The organism is Micromonospora sp. CPCC 205539, assembly GCF_036906815.1.
Classification (GTDB): Bacteria; Actinomycetota; Actinomycetes; order Mycobacteriales; family Micromonosporaceae; genus Micromonospora.
This window is the reverse complement of sequence record NZ_JBAKHW010000010.1, coordinates 121,865-142,909: the sequence shown is the minus strand read 5'-3', so window position 1 is coordinate 142,909 and position 21,045 is coordinate 121,865. Positions and strand designations below refer to the sequence as shown.

The following is a 21,045-nucleotide window of genomic DNA, read 5'->3' as shown; positions in this document are numbered from 1 at the left end:
CTGATGACCGCGCTGCGCGCTCCGTTCACCATCATGGCCGTGCGCCAGGCGGTGTTCTGCGTCGTGGGCGTGGTCAGTGCGGCCGCGCTCCTGAGCGTTCCGGCGATCGTGCCGGCCGTGGGCGTCCTCATCCTGTGGGCGACCGGAGCCCTGTCCCGCCAGCCCGCACCTGCCGTCGCGCCGGTTTTCCTGGTCCTTTTCCCGCTCACCGTCGCGCTCCTGGTCGTGCTGGCCGCCCCGCTCGGGCGCGTGATGGGAGCCGTGCACCGCTCGCTCGCCGACCGGCTGCTCGACGTGCAGGTGGACGCCCCGCCGCCCCGCCTCTCGAAGCGGGTCGGCGCGGTGGTCTCGGACGGACCGGGCTGGCGTGCCGTCGGGTACGGCCTGCTCAAGGTGCCACTGGCCATCCTCGAGGGCTACGGCGCGTTCTGCTACGTGTTCGGCCTGGTCAACCTCAGCTACCCGGTGTGGTGGCCGCTGTTCCGCAACCACCCGACCGGGACGCGCCTCGGGCCGGTGTGGGCGCTGACGCCGTTCGGCACCATCGGTACGCGGACGTTCGCCGGGACGTTCCTCATCGCCGCGGCCGGTCTCGCCATGCTGCTGGCCGCACCGTGGTTGATGCGGGCCGGTACGACCCTGGACGTCGCCGCGATGCGACGGCTGCTCGGTCCGCGTCGGCTCGCCGAGCGGGTACGCGAACTGCAGGTCAGTCGCGCCCGAGCGATCGACGACGCGGCGGCGATGATGCGCAGGTTGGAACGCGACCTGCACGACGGTGCGCAGATCCGGCTGGCCACGCTGGCCATGAACCTCGGCATGGCGACCGAGAAGCTCGGTGTCGACGGCCCGCCACCAGACCTCGCGCAGGCCCGCGAACTGGTCGCGCTCGCTCACCGCGGAGCGAAGGATGCCCTCGCCGACCTGCGTGACCTGGTGCGTGGGATCCACCCACCGGTCCTCGACAACGGTCTCGGCGACGCGCTGGCGACGCTCGCGACGAGCAGCGCCATCCCGGTCGCGGTGACCGTCGAGCTGCCCGACCGCCCGGCGCCCGCAATCGAGACCATCGCCTACTTCTGCGCCTCCGAGCTGCTCGCGAACGCTGCCAAACACAGCCGGGCGACCCGTATCGGGCTCGGCGTCGTCCGGTCCGGCGCGTACCTGATGGTGACCGTCGAGGACGACGGCATCGGCGGGGCCAACCCCGGCGGTCCCGGCCTGTCCGGCCTGGCCCGCCGCATCGCCGTCGCGGACGGCCGGATGCGCGTACACAGTCCGACCGGCGGTCCGACCCGGGTCGAGATCACGCTGCCCACACAGGTGTGAACGGAGGCGACGACATGCGGGTGGTGATCGCGGAGGATGCCGCGATGATGCGCGAGGGGCTGGTCCGGCTGCTCACCGACCGCGGTTTCGAGGTGTGCGCGGCGGTGGCCGACGCGGATGCGTTGCGCTCCGCGATCGCCGTCAGCGCACCGGACGTGGCCATCATCGACATTCGGATGCCGCCGACGCACACCGACGAGGGCCTGCGCGCCGCGATCGACATCCGGCGTGACCATCCCGACGTCGGTGTGTTGATGTTCTCCCAGTACGTGGAGACCCGCTACGCCACCCGCCTGCTCGCCGACCGGCCGACCGGCGTCGGGTATCTGCTCAAGGACCGCGTCGCCGACGTCGCCGACTTCGTGGACGCGCTGACCCGGGTGGCATCGGGTGGCACCGCGCTGGATCCGGAGGTGGTCGGCCACCTGATGCGGGCCGGGCAGGACACGGCCGGGGTGGCGTCACTGACTCCCCGGGAGCGTGATGTGCTGTCGCTGATGGCCGAGGGCCGATCCAACGCCGGGATCGCGGCGGCTCTTGTCATCACGTCCGGAGTCGTGGAAAAGCACGTGGCGAACATCTTCGCGAAACTCGGTCTGCCGTCCTCGGACAGCGACAACCGCCGCGTCCTGGCCGTCCTCCGCCACGTCAGCGGCGGTTGATGCCCCGTGCCGCGGCGCCGGATCTGCGCGGATCGACGCCCGGCCCTCACCTTCGACCTGAGCTTCGGTGACCCCATCGTCGCCCGCACCCTGGGCGGGTCACTCCAGCCATGATCCAGGAGTCCTACCACGGCAATCGGTTAGGGGTAGCCGTGTCGCCGGCAGTGGCGGTTCTGGGCTTGGCCGTCGTCAGCCGGCGCGGCGGGTGCGGGCAAGCGCGATCCCGCCGAGCAGTGCAGCGGTCAGCCCGAGACCGAGGGCCGCGTAGCCACCGACGATGCCGTTGCCAGTGCCGGGTCCACCGTCGGCGGTGGCCACGACCAGCGCACCGGCGACGATCCCGATGCCTCCCGCCGCGAGGGCCACCGCCGATGTCCACGTCGCGTTGCGCTTGGTGGGGCGGGCCAGCGCCAGCCCGCCTAGGAGCGCGCCGGCGAGCGCCACGAAGGCGGCGGCGGTGGCCACGACACGGTCGCCGGTCAGGGTGTACGCGTCGACGGTGGGCGCGGCGAGCAGCTCACTGATGGGCATGAGGTCTCCTTCGTTTCCTGTTCGATGTCGCTGATCCTGTCCGTTGGCCGGCAGCACGGCGTCGTGCAGACGTGGACATTCACGCTGCCGCGTGCGCGGCACTCGGCTGCTGCGGCTGCGGGTGGCGGGGCACGGCGATACCGCGCACGCGGTAGGGACTGGTCCGCCGTCGGCACGACTCGCCGGGGCCGTTATCGGGCTATGGTCCGCGCATGAATCGCGCACGGATCGGTCCCCGGGATTGGTTGATCGCGGTCGGGGTGGCGGCGGTGTTGCTGCTCACCGGGCTGTCCGCGGATCGTTCCAGCCTGGGGGACAACCCGCTGGGCTTCGCGTTGCTGGGTGCGGGCGGCTTGGCGCTGGCCGCGCGGCGACGCGCTCCGGTCGCCGTGCTGGTCGTGACCGGCGTGTGCGCGGTGGGCTATCAGGCCGCCGGTCTTGAGGTGTTCGCGGTCGCGTACCTGGTCGCGGTGTACGCGGCGATGCGGGCCGGGCACCGTACCGCCACCGTGGTGACCAGCGTGATCATGCTGGCCGCACTCCCCGTGGCGGCGATGACCTCCGGCCTGCCCGTAGGCGACGCGTTGATACAGGCCAGGGGTGTCCTCGAACTTGCCTGGCTGGTTGCCGCCGGCGCCGCCGGTGAGGCGCTGCGCCAGGCCGAGCGCCGGGCGGACGAGGCCGAGCGCACCCGCGAGGAGAGCGCGCTGCGCCGCGCCGACGAGGAGCGGCTGCACATCGCGCGGGAGCTGCACGACTCGCTCACTCACCAGATCTCGGTGATCAAGGTGCAGGCCGAAGCCGCCGTGCACCTGGCCCGCAAGCGCGGCGAGCCGGTGCCGCAGACGCTGCTGACGATCCGCGACGCCGGTCGCGAGGCGGCCCGCGAGCTGCGCGCGACCTTGGAAGCGTTGCGCGACGACGACGGCGGCGCCCTCGTGCACGGGCTCGACCAGGTTATGGACCTGGTGCAGAGGGCGCGGGCGAACGGCCTCGACACATCGCTGACGATCGAGGGACACCGCATGGGAGTGCCGGCCACGGTTGATCGGACCGCGTACCGGATCGTGCAGGAGTCGCTGACCAACGTCAGCCGGCACGCCGCGGCCGCCACCGCGTCGGTCCGTGTGGAGTACCGCCCCGACGCGATCATCGTCCAGGTCGAAGATGATGGCGTGGCCACGCCGGCGTCCGCCCGGGTGCCCGGTGTCGGGCTGCTCGGGATGCGTGAACGGATAAGCGCCCTCGGCGGACAACTGCGCGCCGAGGCTCGCAGCGAGGGCGGTTTCGCGGTTCACGCCGAGCTTCCGGTGCCTCGAGCGTCGTGATCCGTGTCCTGCTGGTCGACGACCAGCCGCTGATCCGCAGCGGGTTCCGCGCGCTGCTCGACGCCGAAGACGACATCGTGGTGGTGGCCGAGGCCGCCGACGGCCGTGACGGGGTGGCGCTGGCCCAGCGGCACCGGCCCGATGTCGCGCTCATCGACATCCAGATGCCCGTCGTCGACGGTATCGAGGCAACCCGACGCATCGCCGCCAACCCGGCCCTGGCAGGGGTGCACGTGGTCATCCTGACCAACTACGGCCTGGACGAGTACGTCTTCAACGCTTTACGAGCCGGCGCTGCCGGGTTCCTCGTCAAGGACATCCAGCCGGAGGACTTTCTTCACTCCGTTCGCGTCGCCGCACGCGGCGACGCGCTACTCGCACCAGCGATCACTCGCAAACTCATCGCCCGGTACATCGCTCAGCCACCGCGGCGGTCCGCCACCGGCGCGCTGGCGCAGCTGACCGCCCGCGAACTCGAGGCCGTCGCCCTGGTCGCCCAGGGCCTCTCCAACGGCGAGATCGCCGAACGGATGGTGATCACTGCGGTGACCGCGAAGACCCACGTCAACCGTGCCATGACCAAACTGCACGTCCGCGACCGCGCGCAGCTTGTCGTGCTCGCCTACGAATCCGGCGTGGTGACCCCCGGCGACCGATGACAGCTACTGCCGTTGCGGTATTGGCCATCCAGCCGCGCGCGATCCCTGCTGACGAGGAGGTGCATCGACACGCGACCGAGAGTTCTTCGTGCAGCAGGCTCGCGGGGCTCGACAGCAGCGCACGTTAGGGTCAGGTATGCCGAAGGTGTTGATCTCAGCCGACATGGAAGGCGTCTCGAGCATCGTCCACTCGGCGGAGACCAACCCTGAGAGGCACGAGTACGAGCGTGGACGCGCGCTCATGACAGCCGACGTCAACGCGGTCATCGCCGGTGTCTTCGATGCTGAGCCGTCAGCCGACGTACTGGTCGCCGACGCACACGGCCTCTTCCGGAACCTCCTACCGGAGGACCTCGACGAGCGCGTACGCCTGATCCGGGGTCGGCCTCGCCCCCACGGCATGCTGGGTGGTCTTGCCGACGACGTGGACGCGGTGCTCTTCATCGGCTACCACGCACGAGCCGGCAGCGGCCCAGCAGTGATCGCCCACACGATCAATGACGCGGTGCTCAGCGTGCGCCTCAACGGTCGCGAGGTCGGCGAGATCGGCCTGAACGCCGCGCTGGCCGGTCATCACGGGGTTCCCGTGGTGCTGTTGAGCGGTGATGACGTCGCCTGCGCCGAGCTGCTGGACCTGGTGCCTACCGCGACAACAGTCGCGGTCAAGAGGGCGCTGGGCCAGGCCGCTGCCGAGACGATGCATCCAGCGGTCGCCCGGGACCGCCTCCGGCAGGGGGCGGGGGCAGCCATCAGGAGACGCACACAGATCGTGCCGCTGTCGATCACCAGCCCGGTGACGTTAGAGGTGGATCTGTACAGTCCCGCCACCGTCGATACGGCGACACTGATACCCGGCGTCGACCGCGTCGACGGAGCACGGACGGTCGTGTTCACCGGGCGAGACGTCGCCGAGGCATACGACGTGGTGCAACTCCTCGTGCTGCTTGCTCAGGTCAAACCCGGCTGAGACGTGACCGAAGCGTTCGTACAGGTCATCGAGGGAGTATCGGCGACCAGGACACGCCCGTCCGCCGACATGGATGCCTCGATGGAGGTGGGATCGAGACTGTGCTCGGATGCCACGGTCGTCGCCCAGCAGTCGCCCCATGTCGCCGCCCAGGATGAGGCCAGGTCGTCGTCCGGGTCGAGATCTTCGGGTTTGCCGACAATGCCGGACGCGTCGAGCAGGTTGCGCTCGACACCGAACGGCTCACCCAAGGCCAGTTCCGGGTACTCCGCGACCCACCGTCGGAGCACGACGCCATGCTCAGCGATCAGCCATGCCTCGCCATCGTTCTGTTCGCTGTGAAAATACGCCTGGGCCTTGCCGAACCGCGTGCTGAGCTCTGTGCACAACTGAGTGACCCGGTCGGTGCGAGCGAGGTACGGGAGGCCGAGCCACGCCCCGAACACCAGGATCCATCCGTTCAGGGCTGGAGTGACGACGACGGTCGAGAACCGCCTGTCACCGCTGTGCGCGACTTCGTCAACCAGACTCACGCCGTCCGACCATGTGCTCGGCCGGACATTCGTGACGCCGAGCAGCCGGACCACCTCTGCCTGGGCCGAGGTGGCCACGGCCAGCCATGACAACCAGCAGGCCCGGACCGGCATCGGCTTGTCGTCAACGTCCACGACCGTCACTGTATGGCTGGCCGGTCAAGGGCCGGCAGTCAGCCCGCTCGCCACGACCGTCGAGGGCGGGTCCGACTGCTGGTCACCTGGAGCCTCGCCCACGAATTGCAGCAGCCGGTCGGCTTCCTGTTCCAGCGCCGCCCGATCGTTGGCGCGGAGCGGCCGGAACGGAGTGAGCCGCAGCGTTCCGGCGTCGAGGGACCATGTCCCGTGCACCCAGCCGTCCACCAGGAAGGTGGGCCGTACCTGAGCCTGGCCCGGCATCACACGCTTGCGGTCCTCGTCGCTGATGATCCGCGTGCGGTCAGCGTGGCCGAGCAGGGCGTTGTCGAAGGCGGGCAGCAGCCGTACCGGGGCGGGCGTCTCGGGGTCGGGCAGCTCAGCGTCGGCCAGGTCGATGAGTTCCCTGCCGTCGGGCCCGGAGTAGCGGCGCAGTTCGGCCCGCATGTCCGCGATGACTTCGCCTAATCGGGTCAGCCCGGACCAGGCCTGGACGTCCTTCACTCCGGCCGGGCCGAAGGCGGCCAGATAGCGGCGGATCAGCTCCCTGGCCGAATCCTTGCTGGCAGTCACCATTGGTTGTCCCAGCCAGACCGCGGCAGGTGTGACCGAGACCGCGGACCGGTTGCCCCAGGAGCCCCAGGCGCCGGTGGCCGTGCCGTGGGCGAGGGGGGTACGCAACTCCACCTGCCCGGCCAGGATCCGGCCGTTGCGCCCTGGATGGCGTTCGGCCAGCCGCCGAGCCAGCTCTTTGCGCGACAGCGTCCCTCCTGCCAGTAGGCCGAGCCCTTCGGTCACCAACGACGCCGCGTCCAGGCCGCTGCTGTTGCGGGTGAAGTAGGGCGCGCTGGCCGTACGGTCGAGCGCGGGCTGCAGCAGCGGCCGCAGCCGACGGAAGTCGTCGGCTGCGGCGAGGTGCTGGGTGCTGCGGAGCAGCGCGGAGCGGACCACCTGCCGGTCCTCGAGTAGTGCGGTGAGTTCGGCCTGCGCGAAGGTGCGGACTCTGCTCCACAGTCCGACGTAGGCCCAGTTGGGTTCCTGTGCCTGCAGCGCAACCAGTCGCCTGATGACCTTCAGCGGGGTGCGTTCGGTGCGCCGCAGCAGGAACTGGCGGTCCATCAGCGCCCGGTTCAGGGCGCGGAGGGTGAGCGCGGTCACGACAGCCGCACCGAGACGTTGCCCCGATACGAGCCCTGCAGGAGGGAGAGGAACGCCGGCGGCACGTCCTCGATCCCGCCCTCGACCACGGTCTGCGGGTAGACGAAGCGGCCCTCGCCGAGCCATCGGCTGAAGTGCTCACGCCAGGCCGCGATCTGGTCGGGCGTGTGGTGGCAGGAGAACGGCAGCAGCTCAACGCCCCTGGCCTCGGCCGCCGCGCGATCGGGCTGCGGAAAACGCTGCGCCGCGTCACCGAGCTGGCTCGACAGTGAGCCGCCAAGGGCGAAACGCGCACCGGGTCGGGCCGCCTGGAGCGCGCCCTGGTACTGCTCGCCGCCCACGACGTCGAAGAAGACCGAGATGCCCTCGGGCGCGAGCTCCCGCAGCCGGTCGGCCGTGGAGCCCTCGTGGTAGTCGAAGGCGGCGTCGTAGCCGAGGTCGTTCACCAGGTAGTCGACCTTCGCCGGGCTGCCCGCGCTGCCGATCACCCGCGCGGCGCCGAGGCACTTGGCGATCTGTCCGGCCAGCGAGCCAACTCCGCCCGCGGCACCGGAAACGAACACCACATCGCCCTCACCGACGGCCGCCACCTCGGCCATCCCGTGGTAGGCGGTCGGGCCCTGACCGAGGTGGTAACCGGGGTCGGCGAAGAGCTCACGGTCGAGCTTGAGGTACGAGCCGGCAGGTCCGGCGGAGTACTCGCTCCAGCCGGTCATCGACTGGACCAGATCGCCGACCTCGAGTTCGGGGCTGTCGGACCGCACCACGGTGCCGATGGCGGCGACCCCTACCCGCTGTCCCGGCTGCCAGGCCGGGACCGGGATGGTGCAGTCGGCCCGCATGAGCTCCAGGTAGGTCGCGGCGAGCCCGATCTGGTCGGTGCGCACCAGAACCTCGCCGTCCACCTCGGTCTTGGCCACCGTGAAGTGGTCGAGCGCGGGAGCGCCGGCGATCTGGGCAGTCAACTGAATCTCACGGGTGATCATTACTGTCCTTACCTCGTGTTGCGGGGCCGTCGAGATCGACTTTAGGGAGGCTTCCGGCCAGTTCCTGACCGGAAGTCGAGGCAAGATCGGAGCATGGCGAACACCAGTTCACGGACCCTCAGACTGCTCTCGCTGCTGCAGACCCATCGGCACTGGTCGGGTCTGGACCTGGCCGACCGGCTCGGGGTCTCGGAGCGGACGCTGCGCCGCGATGTCGAGCGCCTGCGCGAACTCGGCTACCCGGTCACCGCGGCCCGGGGCACCGACGGCGGGTACCAGCTCGCACCCGGCGCGGTCCTGCCGCCGCTCCTGCTGGACGACGAGGAGGCGGTGGCTCTGGCGGTGGGCGTCGGCGACGCGAGCGGCATCGCGGGGATCGAGGAGGCGTCACTGCGTGCGCTCACCAAGGTGGTGCGGGTCCTGCCGCCCCGGTTGCGGGCCAGGGTGGACGCCCTGCGGGCGATGACGCTCTCCACCTCGGCGTCCGGGCCAGTCGTCTCGGCGGGGGTGCTCACCACGGTCGCCCAGGCATGCCGGGACGAGGAGCGGCTGCGGTTCGGCTACACGGCCAGGGGCGCCGCGGCCACCGAACGCGAGGTCGAGCCGCACCGCGTCGTCGTACTCGGCGGACGCTGGTACCTGGTGGCCTACGACCTGGGCCGGCACGACTGGCGTAGCTTCCGCCTCGACCGGCTGACCGACCCGACGGCCACCGGCATGCGCTTCCGGCCACGCCAGCTCCCGGCGGAGGACGCGGTGGCCTTCGTTCAGACCGCGAGTGGGGCACCGGCTCCGTACACGGTCGTGGTCCTTGTGCACGCCCCCTCCGAACAGGTGCGGCAGGCGGTCGGTCGCTGGGGCACGATCGAACCCGTCGATCAGGGCAGCTGCCGGCTCACCATGACGTCGACCTCGCTCGACTGGCCGACCCAGGCCCTGGGCAACGTGGGCGCCGAGTTCGAGGTCCTGGAGCCACCGGAGTTCACCGCACACATCCAGGAGTGGGGTGCCCGCTTCCTCCGGGCCACCGGCGCATCCGTGCCAGCGCAGAGGTAGCGGCCCACAATCTACCGCGCGGGGGGCCGCACTCCGTCTGCCGTGTACCGCTCGCCGTCGTCGCCTTGAAGATTGGCCTGCAACGCCTCGCCGATGCTCCCGAACTCCTGGTAGGCGTCGCCGTCGAAGTGGCCCTTGATCTCGATGGCACCCTCGAACCAGGTCAGCGAAACCACGCTGCCGTCTGTGCAGGTGTACACGTAGATCGGCTGACGGTCCTCGTCCCAGCCGAGCCATCCGTCTGCCATGAGCGCAGGATTGCCCTCCGCGTGGGATAGCCATTCATCTAAGCCGATTGGGTGCTCCTCGCTGTCGTAATACTCCTCAGCGCGGCTGACGTGTAACTCGTACCCCACGGAACCTCCACGCGATGAGCGCTCGTACGTCGACGTGCCGTGATTGTGGTGCAAGCGTCGCCGGACACCGACGGACAGGTGGATTGCCTTCGCGTAGCCGGTGGCGGGGCGCACAGGGGGCCACGGCGCGGGACCGGCCCGGGACCGGAGTGGTCCCGGGCCGGAAGTCGCGCGCCGGTCAGGTGAACGCGGCGAACATACCGGGCTCGTAGGAACCGCCCTTCTGGTGGACGATCACGGCGAGCCGGTTGGCCGCGTTGATCAGTGCGACCAGGGCGACCAGCGCGGCGATCTGGTCATCGTCGTAGTGCTTGCGTACCTGGGCCCAGGTCTCGTCGGAGACGCCCAGGTCGGCGTCGGCGAGCCGGGTGCCCTCTTCGGCGAGTGCCAGCGCGGCCTGCTCGGCCTCGGTGAACACGGTGGCCTCGCGCCAGGCGGCGACCAGGTTGAGCCGGACCGCGGTCTCGCCGGCCGCTGCCGCCTCCTTGGTGTGCATGTCGATGCACCAGCCGCAGCCGTTGATCTGGCTGGCGCGCAGCGACACCAGTTCCTGCGTGGACTTCGGCAGCGGCGACTGTTGGATCACCAGGCCGGCGTTGGCGAACCGCTTGGCGAACTTGGCGGCGATCTCGTTGCCGAACAGGTCGAATCGAGCGTCCATGGCGTCGTCCTCACTCGTCGTGTTGGCTGGACGAACACGAGATGCCGGCGACCCGATCCCTGTGACAGAGCGGCTGCGTGACGCGCCCCACATCGTCCTGGTGTCACAGAACGGCGGGGTCCGGCATCTGGTGGGTGACACAGCCGAGAGTGACGGGAGCCCTCCATGGCCAGCACGCCGCAGACCGCACCCGACGATCGAGGCATGAGCGGCAGCCGCGACGAGCGTCAGGATCCCGCGACCGAGGTGTTCATCGCGCACCGCAACCTACTGTTCACCGTCGCCTACGAGATGCTCGGCTCGGCGGCGGACGCGGAGGACGTTCTCCAGGAGACCTGGCTGAGATGGTCGGGCGTCGACCTCGACGCCGTACGGGACCAGCGCGCCTACCTGATCCGGATCGCCACCCGCCAAGCGCTCATCCGGCTGCGTACGCTCGGGCGGCGCAAAGAGTCCTACGTCGGCTCCTGGCTGCCCGAGCCGCTGCTCACCGCGCCCGACGTGGCCGAGGACGTCGAGTTGGCCGACAACGTCTCGATGGCGATGCTGCTGGTGCTGGAGACCCTCACCCCGACCGAGCGGGCCGTGTTCGTGCTGCGCGAGGTGTTCGACCTTGAGTACGACGAGATCGCCGACGCCGTCGAGAAGAGCCCCGCCGCGGTCCGCCAGATCGCGCACCGTGCTCGGGCACACGTCGCCGCGCGTCGTCCACGCGAGGTCGTCTCCGCGGCCGAGACCCGCGACGCGCTCGCGGCGTTCCAGCGGGCGGTCGAGACGGGCGATCTGCAACGCCTGCTCGACGTCCTCGCCCCGGACGTCGTTCTGCTGGGCGACGGTGGCGGGATCAAGCAGGCGGTGCTGCGACCCATCGTGGGCGCCGAGAAGGTGGCCCGTGTGCTGGCCTCCGGGCTCGGTAAGGTCGCCGCCGCCGCGTCGCTGTGGCCGGCGCAGGTGAACGGGTACCCGGCGCTGATCGTCCGGCTCGACGGCGAGATCGACACCGTGGTGACGGTACGCATCGACGACGGGCTCATCACCGGGCTCTACGCCGTGCGCAATCCCGAGAAGCTGTCGCACATGGACCGGGAGACCGCCCTGCGCCGCTGATTCGGCAGGACGCCCGTCCAACGCGTCAGTTCCACTCCCAGGACGCGCAGTGCCGGTGTTGAAGCGTCGGAGGCTCCGCCTCGGGTGTGCGGCCCGCCCGGTGTTCGGCACGGGCGAGCTGCCCGGCCAGGCGGACGGCCAGGCGGTCCCGGGCGGACCATCGTTGATTGATGTACCAGTGCGGTGCGGAACGCTTCCACCAGCAACGCCACGGAGGGTCGTCGCGGAAACGGCGCGGACGGTCCTTGTCGGTGCGAGACATGTTGGCCCCTTGTCTGGGGCCGCGCGGTCGGCGGCCCTACAAGGGCGGTGGGCAAGCGAAGCGTCTCATGGAGGAGATTCTAGGTGTACGGGTGCAGTTGCTCGGTGGGGGAGTCGTATCGATCGACCGTCGATGTGGACGTGCGACAGCAGTTCTCTCTCGTCCGGAAATCCACACGGTATGCTTTGGCGGCGTCCCTACGGGCCTTCGATGACGAACGAACGTGTCCGGCGTCAGATTCGATGCGACCCAAGGCGTTAGGACGACAAGGTCGTCTATCCGGTAAGACGCTCTGCCTTGTCGCCCTAACCGCTCTACTGACAAATGCTGAGACTGATCGCTTGAGGGGCTCTATCTGCCGGTGATGGTGGCGTCTGAGGCGATGAATTCCTCGCCATTCTTCAAGTTCGAGGCGCGCCACGAGCCCGAGCCGCAGGCGCCGACCCTCGAGGTCGAGCCCTGGTCGCAGCGGGTGGGCTCCGTCAGTTGTAGTGAGCGAACTCGGTGTAGTCGTTCCAGATGTAGCCCTTAACGCCAGTGCAGCAGTCCGAGTGCCACCACAGGTTTCCGGCGCTGTTCACGCAACGCTTGTCGATGCGGAAGAGCGTCTTAGACTTCCAGTGGGCGATCACCGGGGACGACCCGGTATAGCTGGTGTGCACGGCAGCGCTGCCGACGATGACTCGTCTCATGTGCGGCGTCCAGCTCGTGCACGTCGCCATGGGCTCCACGTCCATCGCGATCGCCGTTGCACCCGAGACGGGCGCGATCGCCGCAGAAGCCGGTGCCGCGCCAGCAAGGCTGCCGTAAAGGGCGAGCGCGAGGGCTGCTCCTGCCGCGACGAACCGCTTCTTCGTTACTTTCATCATTGATGCCTCCATATTCTTGGATGTTTCAGATGGAACCGTAGAGGTGTCGCGGAGCCCGCGAAGTCCGCTCTTGGTAACGGAACGATAAACCCGCCGTGACCAGCGGTTCGTAGATGTCCCTTGTGAATGATTACGAAGTCATCGTCCACGTCACCGCAGACCCGCGTACCGGCATCCCACCCGCCCACCTCCGCTACCTCTTCAAGTACTGCGTCACAGTCGAGGTGCAGACGGCGGTGAGTCCCGATACCTGGCGTTGCTCGCTCGACGATCGACTGACCGACCGGGAGATCGGTCCGGACCTGGACGGCTTCGTGTGGGCAGTGCGCTGGCAGCCGCTCTACCCAGGTGCAGAGGTGGTGGCGGACTCCGAGCGTGCAGGGTCGTGGGCTGACAAGATCGGCATTCCCTTTCACGAGGTCCGCCTCAAGACGAACGCTCACGCCATCACTCTCGTCTTCAGTGACCTTGACGTGACGGCGGTGGGGGAGGGCTACGCGCCCTTCACAGTCAACAAGGACGGCTGAGGCAAGGATCCTGCAATCGCGTACCTCCCACACGCTAGCTGCGGAAGTTGGCTACCCGGCGGGGGAGTTGTACCGGTCGAGCGTCGCCTTGGACGTCGAGGCGTCCTGAAAGGTCAGCTCCCACGGGCCGGTGTTGACGTCCATGTCCTTGCCGAACCCGACCCACTTGCCAGCCATCCGTCGGCCGGTGGGCTCGGCGAGCAACTGGATAGCCCCGTGGTACCGGGCGCCCCGGTAGTAGCCGGCCGGGTCGGTCTGCTCCACCCACGTCCCGGTGACGACACTGCCGTCCAACGTCAGGTCGAGCGACAATGACGACGCCGCCGAGCCGGGGAGGCTGCGCGCGGTCAGCCGATCACCATGCTGGATCACGACCACGTAGTGCTGCCCGGCGAACGACTCTCCTCGGCCGCTGGAATGGAACTGGTAACGGCTGAGCCACACGCCCTCGTACGAGCCGTGAGCCGCAGTCGGCCGGCGTGTGGAGGTCGGCGTGGCCAGGTCGGACATCGGTGAGATCAGGTCGTGGCCACCGTGGGCGTCCTCGGCGACGTCGCTGCCGGGGACTTCGGCGAAGCCGAGCAGTGCGATGGGCAGACCGGTGACGACCTCCAAGGCGCGGGCGTAGACGGGCCTCGGCGCGGCAATTGCGCCGGACTCCCATCGTTGAACGAGCCGCTTGTTGGCGTCGTTGGGCTCGCCTGCTCGATGACCCGCAGCCTGGAGTGCGCGGGCGAAGTCGTCCTGACTCATCCGCATGCCGGCGCGGACCGCCCGGAGCGCGACGTTGGGGGTAGTCATGCCTCTTACGATAGGCAAATGTCGCCGTAATGTCGCCACCAATGTGGCCGCTTTGCCATGCATTGTGTCGTCGCATTCGGCGACTCATCGGCGGCATAGTGAGTCGCAGACGCGGACGCGACCGTGTCCGCTCGAAGGGAGGCGATCCATGACGACATCCATCCGAGAGGCTCCGCAAAGGCGGGCCGGCGGTCATCACAAGAACGGACTGACGCGGTGACCGGTCGCTCGATGCCCTTGCCGGGCACACCTCTGTTCCTGCGGCCCGGCGAGTGGCAGCTCAACCCCGGCACCCCCGCCCACACGTCCCACGAGATCCGGATCGTCAGCGTCCGCGACTCCCACGATCCGGCGTACGCCTGGGTCTACGGACACGGCCCGGAGTGCTCCTGGGAATCCGCCGACTGTACGGCCCCGTACTGCTGGGACGTGCTCGTCAGCGTCGACGTCCTGGCCGCTACGACGACGGGTGAGCGGCCGTGAGTGAGTGCCAGTAGCGACCCACAGGCCGGCTGACGCAAGGAGAGATCGTGCTCACGTTCGTTCGTGCGAAGCGGTGTGACAGCAACGCCCCGAACTGTGTTGAGGTCGCGATCGACGTCGACCTCAGTCGGGTCGTCCGCAACTCTCGGCGACCCGAGATCCAGGTCGTCTTCGACCAGCAGGAGTGGGCCATCTTCGTGTCCAGCGTCCGTGCCGGCCAAGACTTCTGAACTACCCCATGAGGTACGAGAGCGGGGCCGCCGGGTCCGGGTGGCAGGATCTCGCTGTGGCCACCTATTCCATCGCACTCGTACTGCTTGTCGACCCCGCAGGCGCGGTGCTCATGCAGCACCGGGACGCGGACGCGCCCGTCTCACCCAACCAGTGGAGCCTGCCGGGCGGTCACCTCGAGCCCGGTGAGGCCCCTGAGGCGGCGGCCCGCCGGGAACTGCTGGAGGAGACGGGCTTGAGCGCGGGGGAGCTGCGGCCACTGTGGAGCGGCCCGCGTCCGTACGAGGAGGGCTTCCCCCACACCGTGACCGTCCACGTCTTCGAAGGCACCACCCAGGCGAGGCAGGAGGACGTGGTGCTCGGGGAGGGGCAAGCCATGGTGTTCGTTCCCCGGGGCGAGGTGCTCGACCGGGAACTGGCGGTCTCCTCGGCCCAATTCCTGGCCCTCCATCTCGCCTCGCCCGACCAGGAATGACATCGACAGAGGTGTAACCCTCGTGGCCCGGGGGCAAGAACCCGCGCATGGGTGGAGCGGCAGGGGGCGCTGGGCGACTGCTCGGGCAGCGGTACCGACGCGGTGAGTCGGACCGGGCGCGACCGTCGCAAGCTGCCGCGTGATGCGCGTGCGGCACTGCCTTCCGGCGCTGGTGTTCGGCGCGGTGGCGGTCGGCGTGGCTCTGGGCCCCGACCCTGCCAGCGCCAACCCGTCGCCACCGTTGCCGCTGCCAACCAGTCTTCCGACGGCGGACCCGCCCACGTTGCCGGAGGTCATCGAAACGCTGGTGCCCGACCTGGTCGAGGACATTCCCCTGCCTCTGCCGTCGATCAAGCTTCCCATCGCCGTACCAACTCGGCCGCCCTCGACCCCGCCGTCGTCCTCGTCACCCCCCGTCCCGTCCGCCCCGGCTTCCCCGGCCGCACGCGCGGCGGCGCCGGCGCCGCCACCACCGTCGACCTCCGTGCCGGCGGCAGTGTTCCCTGGCGGCCCCCGCGACGCCGGTGAAGGTCGGGCGCCCGGTCGAACGCGGGCGGCGACCGCCACTCTCACCGCGTCGGCCCCCAACCCTCCCGCCCGTCCCGAACCGGGGCTGCCGGCGCTCGTGCTGGCACTCGCGTCCGCACCCGCCGGCGCAGTCGCGGGCGGTGCCGACCTGCTGACGTCCGCGCCCGGGGGACCGCCGCCCATCTCGTCGCTGTGCCGAGGGCGCACAGCCGCCGCCGTCGACGTGCACGCCGCCAGCCGGCCAGTCGAGCGGGGCCCTCCGCCACCTCGGTAGCTCCTGATCACTCACCCGCGTCCACGACGTTGATCAGGAGAGATCATGGAGATAGCCGTCATCTGGATCCCGGCCGACATCGAGCCGTCGGAGACCGCCGTCGCGGAGTGTCTTGGCCACATTCGCCGACGCGACTACCGACTGAACGGGATCATCCGCGCACCGTGGGAAGCCGTCGAGCAGACGATGATCGACGGAGAGGTGGACGTGGTCGTGATCGCGGATCTCGCCCACCTTCCGCCGGATCGGTCACCCCGGATCGAGGTGGCCACCGCCGCGGTGTCGCCGGTCGACCGGAACTGACCGGTTCCCGGCACGAGAGTCGACTGATACGACGAAGCTAGAACGAATGGCGATAGTTTGGTGATCATGGGGGACTGGGAGCTTCGAGCGGCCTCGGTAGCGGACGTCGAGGCGGTGGCCGAGTTGCGCGCCGTGGTGCTGCGGGCGGATCTGGAACGGCTCGGACGGTACGACGAGCAGCGGGTACGGCAGCGACTGCGGGACGGGTTCGTGCCGACGCACACGTGGGTGATCGAGGTGGGCGGAACGTTCGCCGGCTGCGTGTCGCTGCGACCGGCCGAGGACGCCCACTGGCTGGAGCACTTCTACCTGGCGCCGCACCTGCAGGGCAGCGGCATCGGTACGGCCGTGCTGCGCGAGCTGCTGCGGCAGTGCGACCGCGACGGCACCCGGGTCCGGCTCAACGTGCTGCGGGGCAGTGCGGCCCGGCGGCTGTACGAGCGGCACGGTTTCACCTCGGAGGCCGAGGACCCGGTGGACGTGTTTCTGGTGCGCGAGCCGGCGTTGGCCACACGGGGCACGTAGGCTTGTCGGGCCGTAACAACGCCAGGTGCTGGCATGGACGGGGATGACGATGCCTGAGCCTCGCGCCTTTTGGGTGGACGAGCAGTTCGACCGGGAGCGCGGCGCTGACGGGCGCGGTCGGTTCGAGGCCGAGGTGCTGGGTCGCCTCGACGAGTTCACCGACGCGTGGGGCGACATAGCGCCGGTCGCGTTCGCGGCGACCGCGTGGCGGCTGGCCTGCGAGCTGTCACCGGGCTACGTCCGCTGGCACCGGCGGATCGTCTCGGCGACCTGCGCGCGAAGCCCGTGGGACGGGAGCATGGTCGGCGCGGTGACGGTGATCTCCGGCTGGCCGGCGGAGCTGACCTGGACCAAGCAGTGGCAGCGCGACCGGGGCTGGCGGGACTGGCCGCAATTGTTCGGCCAGTACACGACACCGTCGGAGCAGGATCTGACGCGCAGTCCCCACCTGCGGGCGATGCTCCAGGTGGAGGCACCGATCCCGCTCGACGATCTGCCGCCAGCTCCAGAGGGCCCGGACGACTCGGTGGCGACTGCGGCGCGCAGAGCCGTGGTCGTGCTGGCCCGCGAACTCAACGACCTGCTCGCCCCGATGATCGGCCAACTCGAAGCCGGGGTGCCCGCGGACTCCTGACCGTCCCCAGACCGGTCTGCGTGACGATGGCGTAGGCGATGCTGCCGAGCAGGGCACCGAGGCCGGCGAACAGGAAGTCGTTCCAGGGCTGCGGCAGCCAACCCTTCCAGACCGCGGCCGCGGCGAACGCAGCCGGTACGGCGGTCACAGCCGCCGCGCCGAGCGCCCACCGTAAACGTCGATCGTCCCGACCCTGCAGGAAGGTCAACGCGACGAGTATCGCGAGCAGCCCGTCGGAATCGGAATAGATCAATCCCAGGGTAAGGATGAGGACAACCCCGACCGCCAGGCCAATCGTTGCCCGCGAGACGGCGGTGTGGATCGACACGGAGGAGCCCAGGTTGGGCGGGCTCGTCGGCTGGTTTCGAAGCTGTCGATCCACCGCCCGATGGTCGCACCGTGCGCGCGGTGACCGCAGGCCGTGCCACGTTGCCAGCAGGTGAACCTCCGCTTCGCGGCGATCGCTCTGGCCGGCGAGGTGCCATGTCGGTCGATGCCCGGTTAGCCCGTGTCCAGGTCCCTTGTGGCGGCCGGGCCTCTCCACAGGGGGCAGTGACAGACAGAATCCGGTGGCTGCGCATCGTCGTACTCATGCTCGATGATGTGTGCCTGCTCGACCAGTTGGGACAGTTGATCGCCCGGGACACTGCGGGCCTGATCAACTCGACGGCTTCGGGCGCTGTGGCGACCAGGTGCCGAACCGGGCCCGGCCGGGCGATCCCGGCCAGCGCCGCCAGATCGTCGACCGGGACGCCGAGCACGATCGCGGACGCGGCCACCAACTCGCTGGGTGCCACCGTGGACCCCACGCCTACGAGATTGAGGGTGGCAGCCGACCACGGGCCGAAGCCGGTCAGCAGGTAGAGGATCCGTACGGCGTCCAGGGCGGTCATGTTCCGATTGCCGAAGAGGCTCAGCAACAGGGCTCCGAAGCCTGGCCGGCGCCACCTCTCGTCCTGAGGTGCGGTCGCCGGCACGGTGTGCGCCCGCTCAAGCGTGGCCCGGAGCAGTTCGTGCACCCGCCGCCCGGCCGCTGGAAGGTAGGTCAGGGACCAGACCAGCGAGGTGACGCTCGTCCCCACGGGTCTTTCGGCCGGTGCCAGGTCGTCGGGCACCCGGAGCCCGGCGACCAGGAACAGGTCAGACGCGTGCCACCCCAGCGCTGGCGCGAGCCTGCGCACCAACAATTGGGATGGCACGGCGCCGTCGCAGACTGCCGTCAGGTCGACCTCTGCGAGGCCGGCTGCCCGGGCCAGCGCTTCGATCTCGTTACCTCGACGTGCCAGCAGACGCGACAGCCTGGCTTCGACCTCCGCCGCCATGACGTCAAGGATAGTCACCCGTCCGCTGAATGCTGACGGCGTCGACGGGCGCGGCCGTTATGCGGCCGAGGTGCTGATGGACGTTGCGTCACCCAGACGTGGAGACGGCGTTGTCGACGTTGAGCAGTCCCGCCGCGACCACGGCCCGGCTCATCGGTCGGGTCAGCGCGGCGAGACGGGCGCACCCGTCGGCGCCGAGCACCGTGTACGCGGGTGTGGCGAGCCGGTCGGTGGCCGCCTCGATCCATTCGCGTTGCGCCCGTCCGCTGTCGCTGAGCACCGGCTCGTCACCCTCGATCAACCCGCGTCCGCGCAGACGCTCGACCGCGTCCGCCCACTGCTCCTCGCTCCAACCACGACTGCGGCGCAGGAAGCTGACCGGCACCTCACCGGACGCCGCGTGCAGCACCAGTGCCTCCAACCCGGACAGGCCGGCGAGCACCAGCGCCGCCACGTGCCCGTCGCCGCGGAACTCCCGCAGGACCGTCTGGGCCTGCCAGAGGATCAGGTGCGGTTGCTCCGGCCAGGGCAGTGCGGCGTGGGCCGCGAACAGTGGCCTGCCTTCGGAGTGGGCGGTGGAGGATTCGGCGGCGCGACGGGCCAACTCGGCCGCCTCGATCATCTCCGGGCCGCGGATCGTGTCGCCGAGCGCACGGGTCAGGGCCGCGCCGGCGGCCTCCAGTCGGGCGGCCAGCACCGCCGCCGGCGTTGTCCGCTCCCAGGCTGCCGGCAGGGCTCTGGTGACGAGGTCGGGACTGAAGTTGAAGAAGGTCGCGACGACCGGGGCGGGGCCCACGGGCCCGAGGGCGGCCGCCCGGGAGGCGAAGTAGCCGGCCCGGCCCATGAGGCCGAGGGCGGCGTAGCGCTCATGCGCCTCGGGCACGAAGTAGATCATCCCGTGCAGGGGTTCGGTCACCCGCCAGGCGTGGCGTACGACGGCCGGCTCCAGCGCCGCGGGCAGTTGCCAATCGGGAGTCGCTACGTCCGTCATGTCACTGCCTTCCGTCGATGACATTACCGGCCGGTAGCCGGTCACGCTGCCGGTCGCGGACGCGTTGCGGCAGCTTGCCACGTCGGCGCTGGCCATGTCACGTGGCACGGGCAGCCGCCGGGATTGTTCCTTTTAACGGTTTGGCCCGACCGGTCCCGTCTTGGGGGTGGCGGTCCTCTGTCGATCGAGGAACGCTCGGTACAGCGGCCGCGCAGCAAGGGAGGCACCATGACCAGCGCAACCATCACTCCGCTGCCCGCCAAGCTCGACGCCCGCAACCGGGCCCTCCGCACCTTCGTGCAGGGCCTCAGCGCCGACGTGGCCATCGCCCTACTGCCCGCCATCTACGCTGCGGTGTCCGGCTGGGACGGCGCGTTCACCAGCGCCTACTGGACGGTCGTCGGCATTTCGCTGCTGAAGACGGTCACGATCGCCGCCGTCTCCTACTTCATGCGCCTGCGGTACACCCCGCCCGGTAACCCCGCCACCTGAGGAAGTGGTCAGTGAGCCGGGTCCGGGTCGATGACCTGCCAGTTCAAACGATCCCGGTACCGCCGTTCCAGGAAGAGCCAGCCGAGCGAGAACGGCAGGCCGCCCAGGGCGACGAGCGCCAGCACGCCGGCGCCGGTCACGACGAAGACGGCGCCGATGTCCCCGACCAACTGGGCAACGGTCTGGAAGGCCAGGTGGAAGCCGATGCCGGCCCAGATGTCGCCGGTGGCGACCCGGAAACCACCAAGGACGAGCGCGAAGACGAAGAAGATGGCGAGCCGGTCGAGGGACGTGGCAGCGCCGACGAGGAACCCGAACAGCGTGAACAACACGGCCTGCCCGAGGACCGCCTGCCAGGCCGACAGCCGGGTGGCCAGGTTGCGGTGCAGGTAGCCGCGGAAGATGAGTTCCTCCGGCAGCGCCTCGTAGAGGAAGACGAGCACGACCAGGAGCGCGGCCACGCGCACGACGTCCCCGACGGAGGTGCGCAGGCCGATCTCGACCCAGTCGAAGCCGAGGCAGAGCGCGAACCCGACGGCGGCCGGAATGAGCCAGCACGCCATGCCGAGCAGCAGGTGCCGCCAGCCGGTCCGCAGGGAGGGCAGGCCGAGGCCGGCCCAGGGGCGTCGGTCCAGCAGACGACGAGCGACAACCACCAGGGGTACGACGAGAGCCGTCGTGACGATGGCCCGGATGACATGGGTCGGGCGGTCGTAGTCCCGGCCGAGCACAGCGCCGTGGTAGAGGAACAGCCACACCACGAGAGCGCCGGCGAACACGATGAGGATTCGCCAATGCAGGGCGAGGCGGGCGGTGCGAACCGTGTCCACCACGCGCAGCGTAGCGACCGGCGTCAACCG

General features: G+C 69.8%; 26 protein-coding genes and 1 pseudogene. 15 read left to right on the top strand and 12 right to left on the bottom strand.

All coding sequences use genetic code 11. The features are described from left to right. Nucleotides 1-3: 3 nt before the first annotated feature. Nucleotides 4-1,329, top strand: a complete 1,326-nt coding sequence (locus tag V6V47_RS11810) for a sensor histidine kinase (protein WP_334628164.1) — start codon at nt 4-6, stop codon at nt 1,327-1,329. A 14-nt stretch (nt 1,330-1,343) separates the two neighbouring features. Further along, on the top strand, nt 1,344-1,991 hold the full coding sequence (locus V6V47_RS11805) for a response regulator transcription factor (RefSeq protein WP_334628163.1): 648 nt from the start codon (nt 1,344-1,346) through the stop codon (nt 1,989-1,991). A gap of 189 nt (nt 1,992-2,180) precedes the next feature. Here the strand turns inward: V6V47_RS11805 and V6V47_RS11800 are convergent, their stop codons facing one another. Continuing rightward, complete coding sequence (locus tag V6V47_RS11800) at nt 2,181-2,522, bottom strand: DUF6223 family protein (protein ID WP_334628162.1); 342 nt, start codon at nt 2,520-2,522, stop codon at nt 2,181-2,183. A gap of 212 nt (nt 2,523-2,734) precedes the next feature. Here V6V47_RS11800 and V6V47_RS11795 point away from each other — a divergent pair, with 212 nt between their 5' ends. The 3 genes from V6V47_RS11795 to V6V47_RS11785 all read left to right on the top strand — a co-directional run bounded on the left by V6V47_RS11795 (nt 2,735) and on the right by V6V47_RS11785 (nt 5,476). Continuing rightward, nucleotides 2,735-3,850, top strand: a complete 1,116-nt coding sequence (locus tag V6V47_RS11795) for a sensor histidine kinase (protein ID WP_334628161.1) — start codon at nt 2,735-2,737, stop codon at nt 3,848-3,850. Then, nucleotides 3,847-4,509 carry a response regulator transcription factor gene (locus tag V6V47_RS11790; protein ID WP_334628160.1) on the top strand — a complete coding sequence of 221 codons (663 nt, stop codon included), beginning with the start codon at nt 3,847-3,849 and terminating at the stop codon, nt 4,507-4,509. Before V6V47_RS11795 ends, V6V47_RS11790 begins: the two co-directional genes overlap by 4 nt. 136 nt (nt 4,510-4,645) lie before the next feature. Next, nucleotides 4,646-5,476, top strand: coding sequence for a M55 family metallopeptidase (locus tag V6V47_RS11785; RefSeq protein ID WP_334628159.1), 831 nt, complete (start codon nt 4,646-4,648; stop codon nt 5,474-5,476). Here V6V47_RS11785 and V6V47_RS11780 read toward each other — a convergent pair. From V6V47_RS11780 to V6V47_RS11770, 3 genes are read right to left on the bottom strand one after another with little or no spacing between them, the layout of a single operon-like run. After that, a complete protein-coding gene (locus tag V6V47_RS11780) occupies nt 5,458-6,144 on the bottom strand; it encodes a hypothetical protein (RefSeq protein WP_334628158.1) in 687 nt (228 codons plus the stop codon). The genes V6V47_RS11785 and V6V47_RS11780 overlap by 19 nt on opposite strands. Before the next feature lie 24 nt (nt 6,145-6,168). Then, nucleotides 6,169-7,302 carry a winged helix DNA-binding domain-containing protein gene (locus V6V47_RS11775; protein ID WP_334628157.1) on the bottom strand — a complete coding sequence of 378 codons (1,134 nt, stop codon included), beginning with the start codon at nt 7,300-7,302 and terminating at the stop codon, nt 6,169-6,171. Next, nucleotides 7,299-8,288, bottom strand: a complete 990-nt coding sequence (locus tag V6V47_RS11770; protein WP_334628156.1) for an NADP-dependent oxidoreductase — start codon at nt 8,286-8,288, stop codon at nt 7,299-7,301. The genes V6V47_RS11775 and V6V47_RS11770 overlap by 4 nt, the downstream gene beginning before the upstream one ends. 93 nt (nt 8,289-8,381) lie before the next feature. Here V6V47_RS11770 and V6V47_RS11765 point away from each other — a divergent pair, with 93 nt between their 5' ends. Further along, nucleotides 8,382-9,344 (top strand): helix-turn-helix transcriptional regulator, encoded by a 963-nt coding sequence (locus V6V47_RS11765; RefSeq protein ID WP_334628155.1) that lies wholly within the window; start codon nt 8,382-8,384, stop codon nt 9,342-9,344. A gap of 11 nt (nt 9,345-9,355) precedes the next feature. On the opposite strand, the gene V6V47_RS11760 is transcribed toward V6V47_RS11765, so the two are convergent. Both V6V47_RS11760 and V6V47_RS11755 read right to left on the bottom strand, forming a co-directional pair. Continuing rightward, the gene (locus V6V47_RS11760) at nt 9,356-9,592 is read right to left on the bottom strand and encodes a hypothetical protein (protein WP_334628154.1); all 237 of its coding nucleotides are present in this window, start codon (nt 9,590-9,592) and stop codon (nt 9,356-9,358) included. Nucleotides 9,593-9,878: 286 nt separating this feature from the next. Then, complete coding sequence (locus V6V47_RS11755; RefSeq protein WP_334628153.1) at nt 9,879-10,361, bottom strand: carboxymuconolactone decarboxylase family protein; 483 nt, start codon at nt 10,359-10,361, stop codon at nt 9,879-9,881. 204 nt (nt 10,362-10,565) lie between these two features. Here V6V47_RS11755 and V6V47_RS11750 point away from each other — a divergent pair, with 204 nt between their 5' ends. Next, on the top strand, nt 10,566-11,468 hold the full coding sequence (locus V6V47_RS11750) for an RNA polymerase sigma-70 factor (protein ID WP_334628189.1): 903 nt from the start codon (nt 10,566-10,568) through the stop codon (nt 11,466-11,468). A gap of 25 nt (nt 11,469-11,493) precedes the next feature. On the opposite strand, the gene V6V47_RS11745 is transcribed toward V6V47_RS11750, so the two are convergent. Continuing rightward, a complete protein-coding gene (locus tag V6V47_RS11745; RefSeq protein ID WP_334628152.1) occupies nt 11,494-11,730 on the bottom strand; it encodes a hypothetical protein in 237 nt (78 codons plus the stop codon). Nucleotides 11,731-12,212: 482 nt separating this feature from the next. Next, nucleotides 12,213-12,599, bottom strand: a complete 387-nt coding sequence (locus tag V6V47_RS11740; protein ID WP_334628151.1) for a hypothetical protein — start codon at nt 12,597-12,599, stop codon at nt 12,213-12,215. A 122-nt stretch (nt 12,600-12,721) separates the two neighbouring features. Here V6V47_RS11740 and V6V47_RS11735 point away from each other — a divergent pair. Then, nucleotides 12,722-13,126, top strand: a pseudogene (locus V6V47_RS11735) (YxiG-like protein); the annotation flags it as partial. A 51-nt stretch (nt 13,127-13,177) separates the two neighbouring features. Here the strand turns inward: V6V47_RS11735 and V6V47_RS11730 are convergent. Beyond that, nucleotides 13,178-13,927, bottom strand: a complete 750-nt coding sequence (locus V6V47_RS11730; RefSeq protein WP_334628149.1) for a helix-turn-helix domain-containing protein — start codon at nt 13,925-13,927, stop codon at nt 13,178-13,180. 216 nt (nt 13,928-14,143) lie between these two features. Between V6V47_RS11730 and V6V47_RS11725 the strand changes: the two genes are divergently transcribed. From V6V47_RS11725 to V6V47_RS11700, 6 genes are all read left to right on the top strand, one after another. Next, nucleotides 14,144-14,410 carry a hypothetical protein gene (locus V6V47_RS11725; RefSeq protein WP_334628148.1) on the top strand — a complete coding sequence of 89 codons (267 nt, stop codon included), beginning with the start codon at nt 14,144-14,146 and terminating at the stop codon, nt 14,408-14,410. A gap of 47 nt (nt 14,411-14,457) precedes the next feature. After that, nucleotides 14,458-14,640: a DUF397 domain-containing protein gene (locus tag V6V47_RS11720; protein WP_334628147.1), complete on the top strand. Its 183-nt coding sequence runs from the start codon at nt 14,458-14,460 to the stop codon at nt 14,638-14,640. Between the two features lie 56 nt (nt 14,641-14,696). After that, entirely contained in the window at nt 14,697-15,116 is a 420-nt protein-coding gene (locus V6V47_RS11715; protein ID WP_334628146.1) for an NUDIX hydrolase, read from the top strand. An 847-nt stretch (nt 15,117-15,963) separates the two neighbouring features. Further along, nucleotides 15,964-16,221 carry a hypothetical protein gene (locus tag V6V47_RS11710; protein WP_334628145.1) on the top strand — a complete coding sequence of 86 codons (258 nt, stop codon included), beginning with the start codon at nt 15,964-15,966 and terminating at the stop codon, nt 16,219-16,221. Nucleotides 16,222-16,287: 66 nt separating this feature from the next. Then, complete coding sequence (locus tag V6V47_RS11705; protein ID WP_334628143.1) at nt 16,288-16,746, top strand: GNAT family N-acetyltransferase; 459 nt, start codon at nt 16,288-16,290, stop codon at nt 16,744-16,746. Between the two features lie 49 nt (nt 16,747-16,795). After that, the gene (locus tag V6V47_RS11700) at nt 16,796-17,380 is read left to right on the top strand and encodes a hypothetical protein (protein WP_334628142.1); all 585 of its coding nucleotides are present in this window, start codon (nt 16,796-16,798) and stop codon (nt 17,378-17,380) included. Here V6V47_RS11700 and V6V47_RS11695 read toward each other — a convergent pair. Together V6V47_RS11695 and V6V47_RS11690 are read right to left on the bottom strand one after the other, a co-directional pair. Next, a complete protein-coding gene (locus tag V6V47_RS11695; RefSeq protein ID WP_334628141.1) occupies nt 17,319-17,762 on the bottom strand; it encodes a hypothetical protein in 444 nt (147 codons plus the stop codon). The genes V6V47_RS11700 and V6V47_RS11695 overlap by 62 nt on opposite strands. A 1,028-nt stretch (nt 17,763-18,790) precedes the next feature. Then, nucleotides 18,791-19,693: an SCO6745 family protein gene (locus V6V47_RS11690; RefSeq protein WP_334628140.1), complete on the bottom strand. Its 903-nt coding sequence runs from the start codon at nt 19,691-19,693 to the stop codon at nt 18,791-18,793. A 228-nt stretch (nt 19,694-19,921) separates the two neighbouring features. On the opposite strand from V6V47_RS11690, the gene V6V47_RS11685 reads away from it, so the two are divergent. Next, nucleotides 19,922-20,185 carry a hypothetical protein gene (locus tag V6V47_RS11685; RefSeq protein ID WP_334628139.1) on the top strand — a complete coding sequence of 88 codons (264 nt, stop codon included), beginning with the start codon at nt 19,922-19,924 and terminating at the stop codon, nt 20,183-20,185. Nucleotides 20,186-20,193: 8 nt separating this feature from the next. Here V6V47_RS11685 and V6V47_RS11680 read toward each other — a convergent pair whose 3' ends face one another. Beyond that, nucleotides 20,194-21,015, bottom strand: coding sequence for a CPBP family intramembrane glutamic endopeptidase (locus tag V6V47_RS11680; protein WP_334628138.1), 822 nt, complete (start codon nt 21,013-21,015; stop codon nt 20,194-20,196). Between the last annotated feature and the right edge of the window lie 30 nt (nt 21,016-21,045).

Coding starts and splice junctions, on each gene's coding strand:
- V6V47_RS11700 (WP_334628142.1), top strand. CDS start 16,796: ATGCCTGAGCCTCGCGCCTTTTGGGTGGACGAGCAGTTCGACCGGGAG.
- V6V47_RS11770 (WP_334628156.1), bottom strand. CDS start 8,288: ATGATCACCCGTGAGATTCAGTTGACTGCCCAGATCGCCGGCGCTCCC.
- V6V47_RS11740 (WP_334628151.1), bottom strand. CDS start 12,599: ATGATGAAAGTAACGAAGAAGCGGTTCGTCGCGGCAGGAGCAGCCCTC.
- V6V47_RS11750 (WP_334628189.1), top strand. CDS start 10,566: ATGAGCGGCAGCCGCGACGAGCGTCAGGATCCCGCGACCGAGGTGTTC.
- V6V47_RS11755 (WP_334628153.1), bottom strand. CDS start 10,361: ATGGACGCTCGATTCGACCTGTTCGGCAACGAGATCGCCGCCAAGTTC.
- V6V47_RS11785 (WP_334628159.1), top strand. CDS start 4,646: ATGCCGAAGGTGTTGATCTCAGCCGACATGGAAGGCGTCTCGAGCATC.
- V6V47_RS11690 (WP_334628140.1), bottom strand. CDS start 19,693: ATGACGGACGTAGCGACTCCCGATTGGCAACTGCCCGCGGCGCTGGAG.
- V6V47_RS11760 (WP_334628154.1), bottom strand. CDS start 9,592: ATGGCAGACGGATGGCTCGGCTGGGACGAGGACCGTCAGCCGATCTAC.
- V6V47_RS11705 (WP_334628143.1), top strand. CDS start 16,288: ATGGGGGACTGGGAGCTTCGAGCGGCCTCGGTAGCGGACGTCGAGGCG.
- V6V47_RS11685 (WP_334628139.1), top strand. CDS start 19,922: ATGACCAGCGCAACCATCACTCCGCTGCCCGCCAAGCTCGACGCCCGC.
- V6V47_RS11730 (WP_334628149.1), bottom strand. CDS start 13,927: ATGACTACCCCCAACGTCGCGCTCCGGGCGGTCCGCGCCGGCATGCGG.
- V6V47_RS11765 (WP_334628155.1), top strand. CDS start 8,382: ATGGCGAACACCAGTTCACGGACCCTCAGACTGCTCTCGCTGCTGCAG.
- V6V47_RS11745 (WP_334628152.1), bottom strand. CDS start 11,730: ATGTCTCGCACCGACAAGGACCGTCCGCGCCGTTTCCGCGACGACCCT.
- V6V47_RS11805 (WP_334628163.1), top strand. CDS start 1,344: ATGCGGGTGGTGATCGCGGAGGATGCCGCGATGATGCGCGAGGGGCTG.
- V6V47_RS11795 (WP_334628161.1), top strand. CDS start 2,735: ATGAATCGCGCACGGATCGGTCCCCGGGATTGGTTGATCGCGGTCGGG.
- V6V47_RS11710 (WP_334628145.1), top strand. CDS start 15,964: ATGGAGATAGCCGTCATCTGGATCCCGGCCGACATCGAGCCGTCGGAG.
- V6V47_RS11800 (WP_334628162.1), bottom strand. CDS start 2,522: ATGCCCATCAGTGAGCTGCTCGCCGCGCCCACCGTCGACGCGTACACC.
- V6V47_RS11810 (WP_334628164.1), top strand. CDS start 4: ATGACCGCGCTGCGCGCTCCGTTCACCATCATGGCCGTGCGCCAGGCG.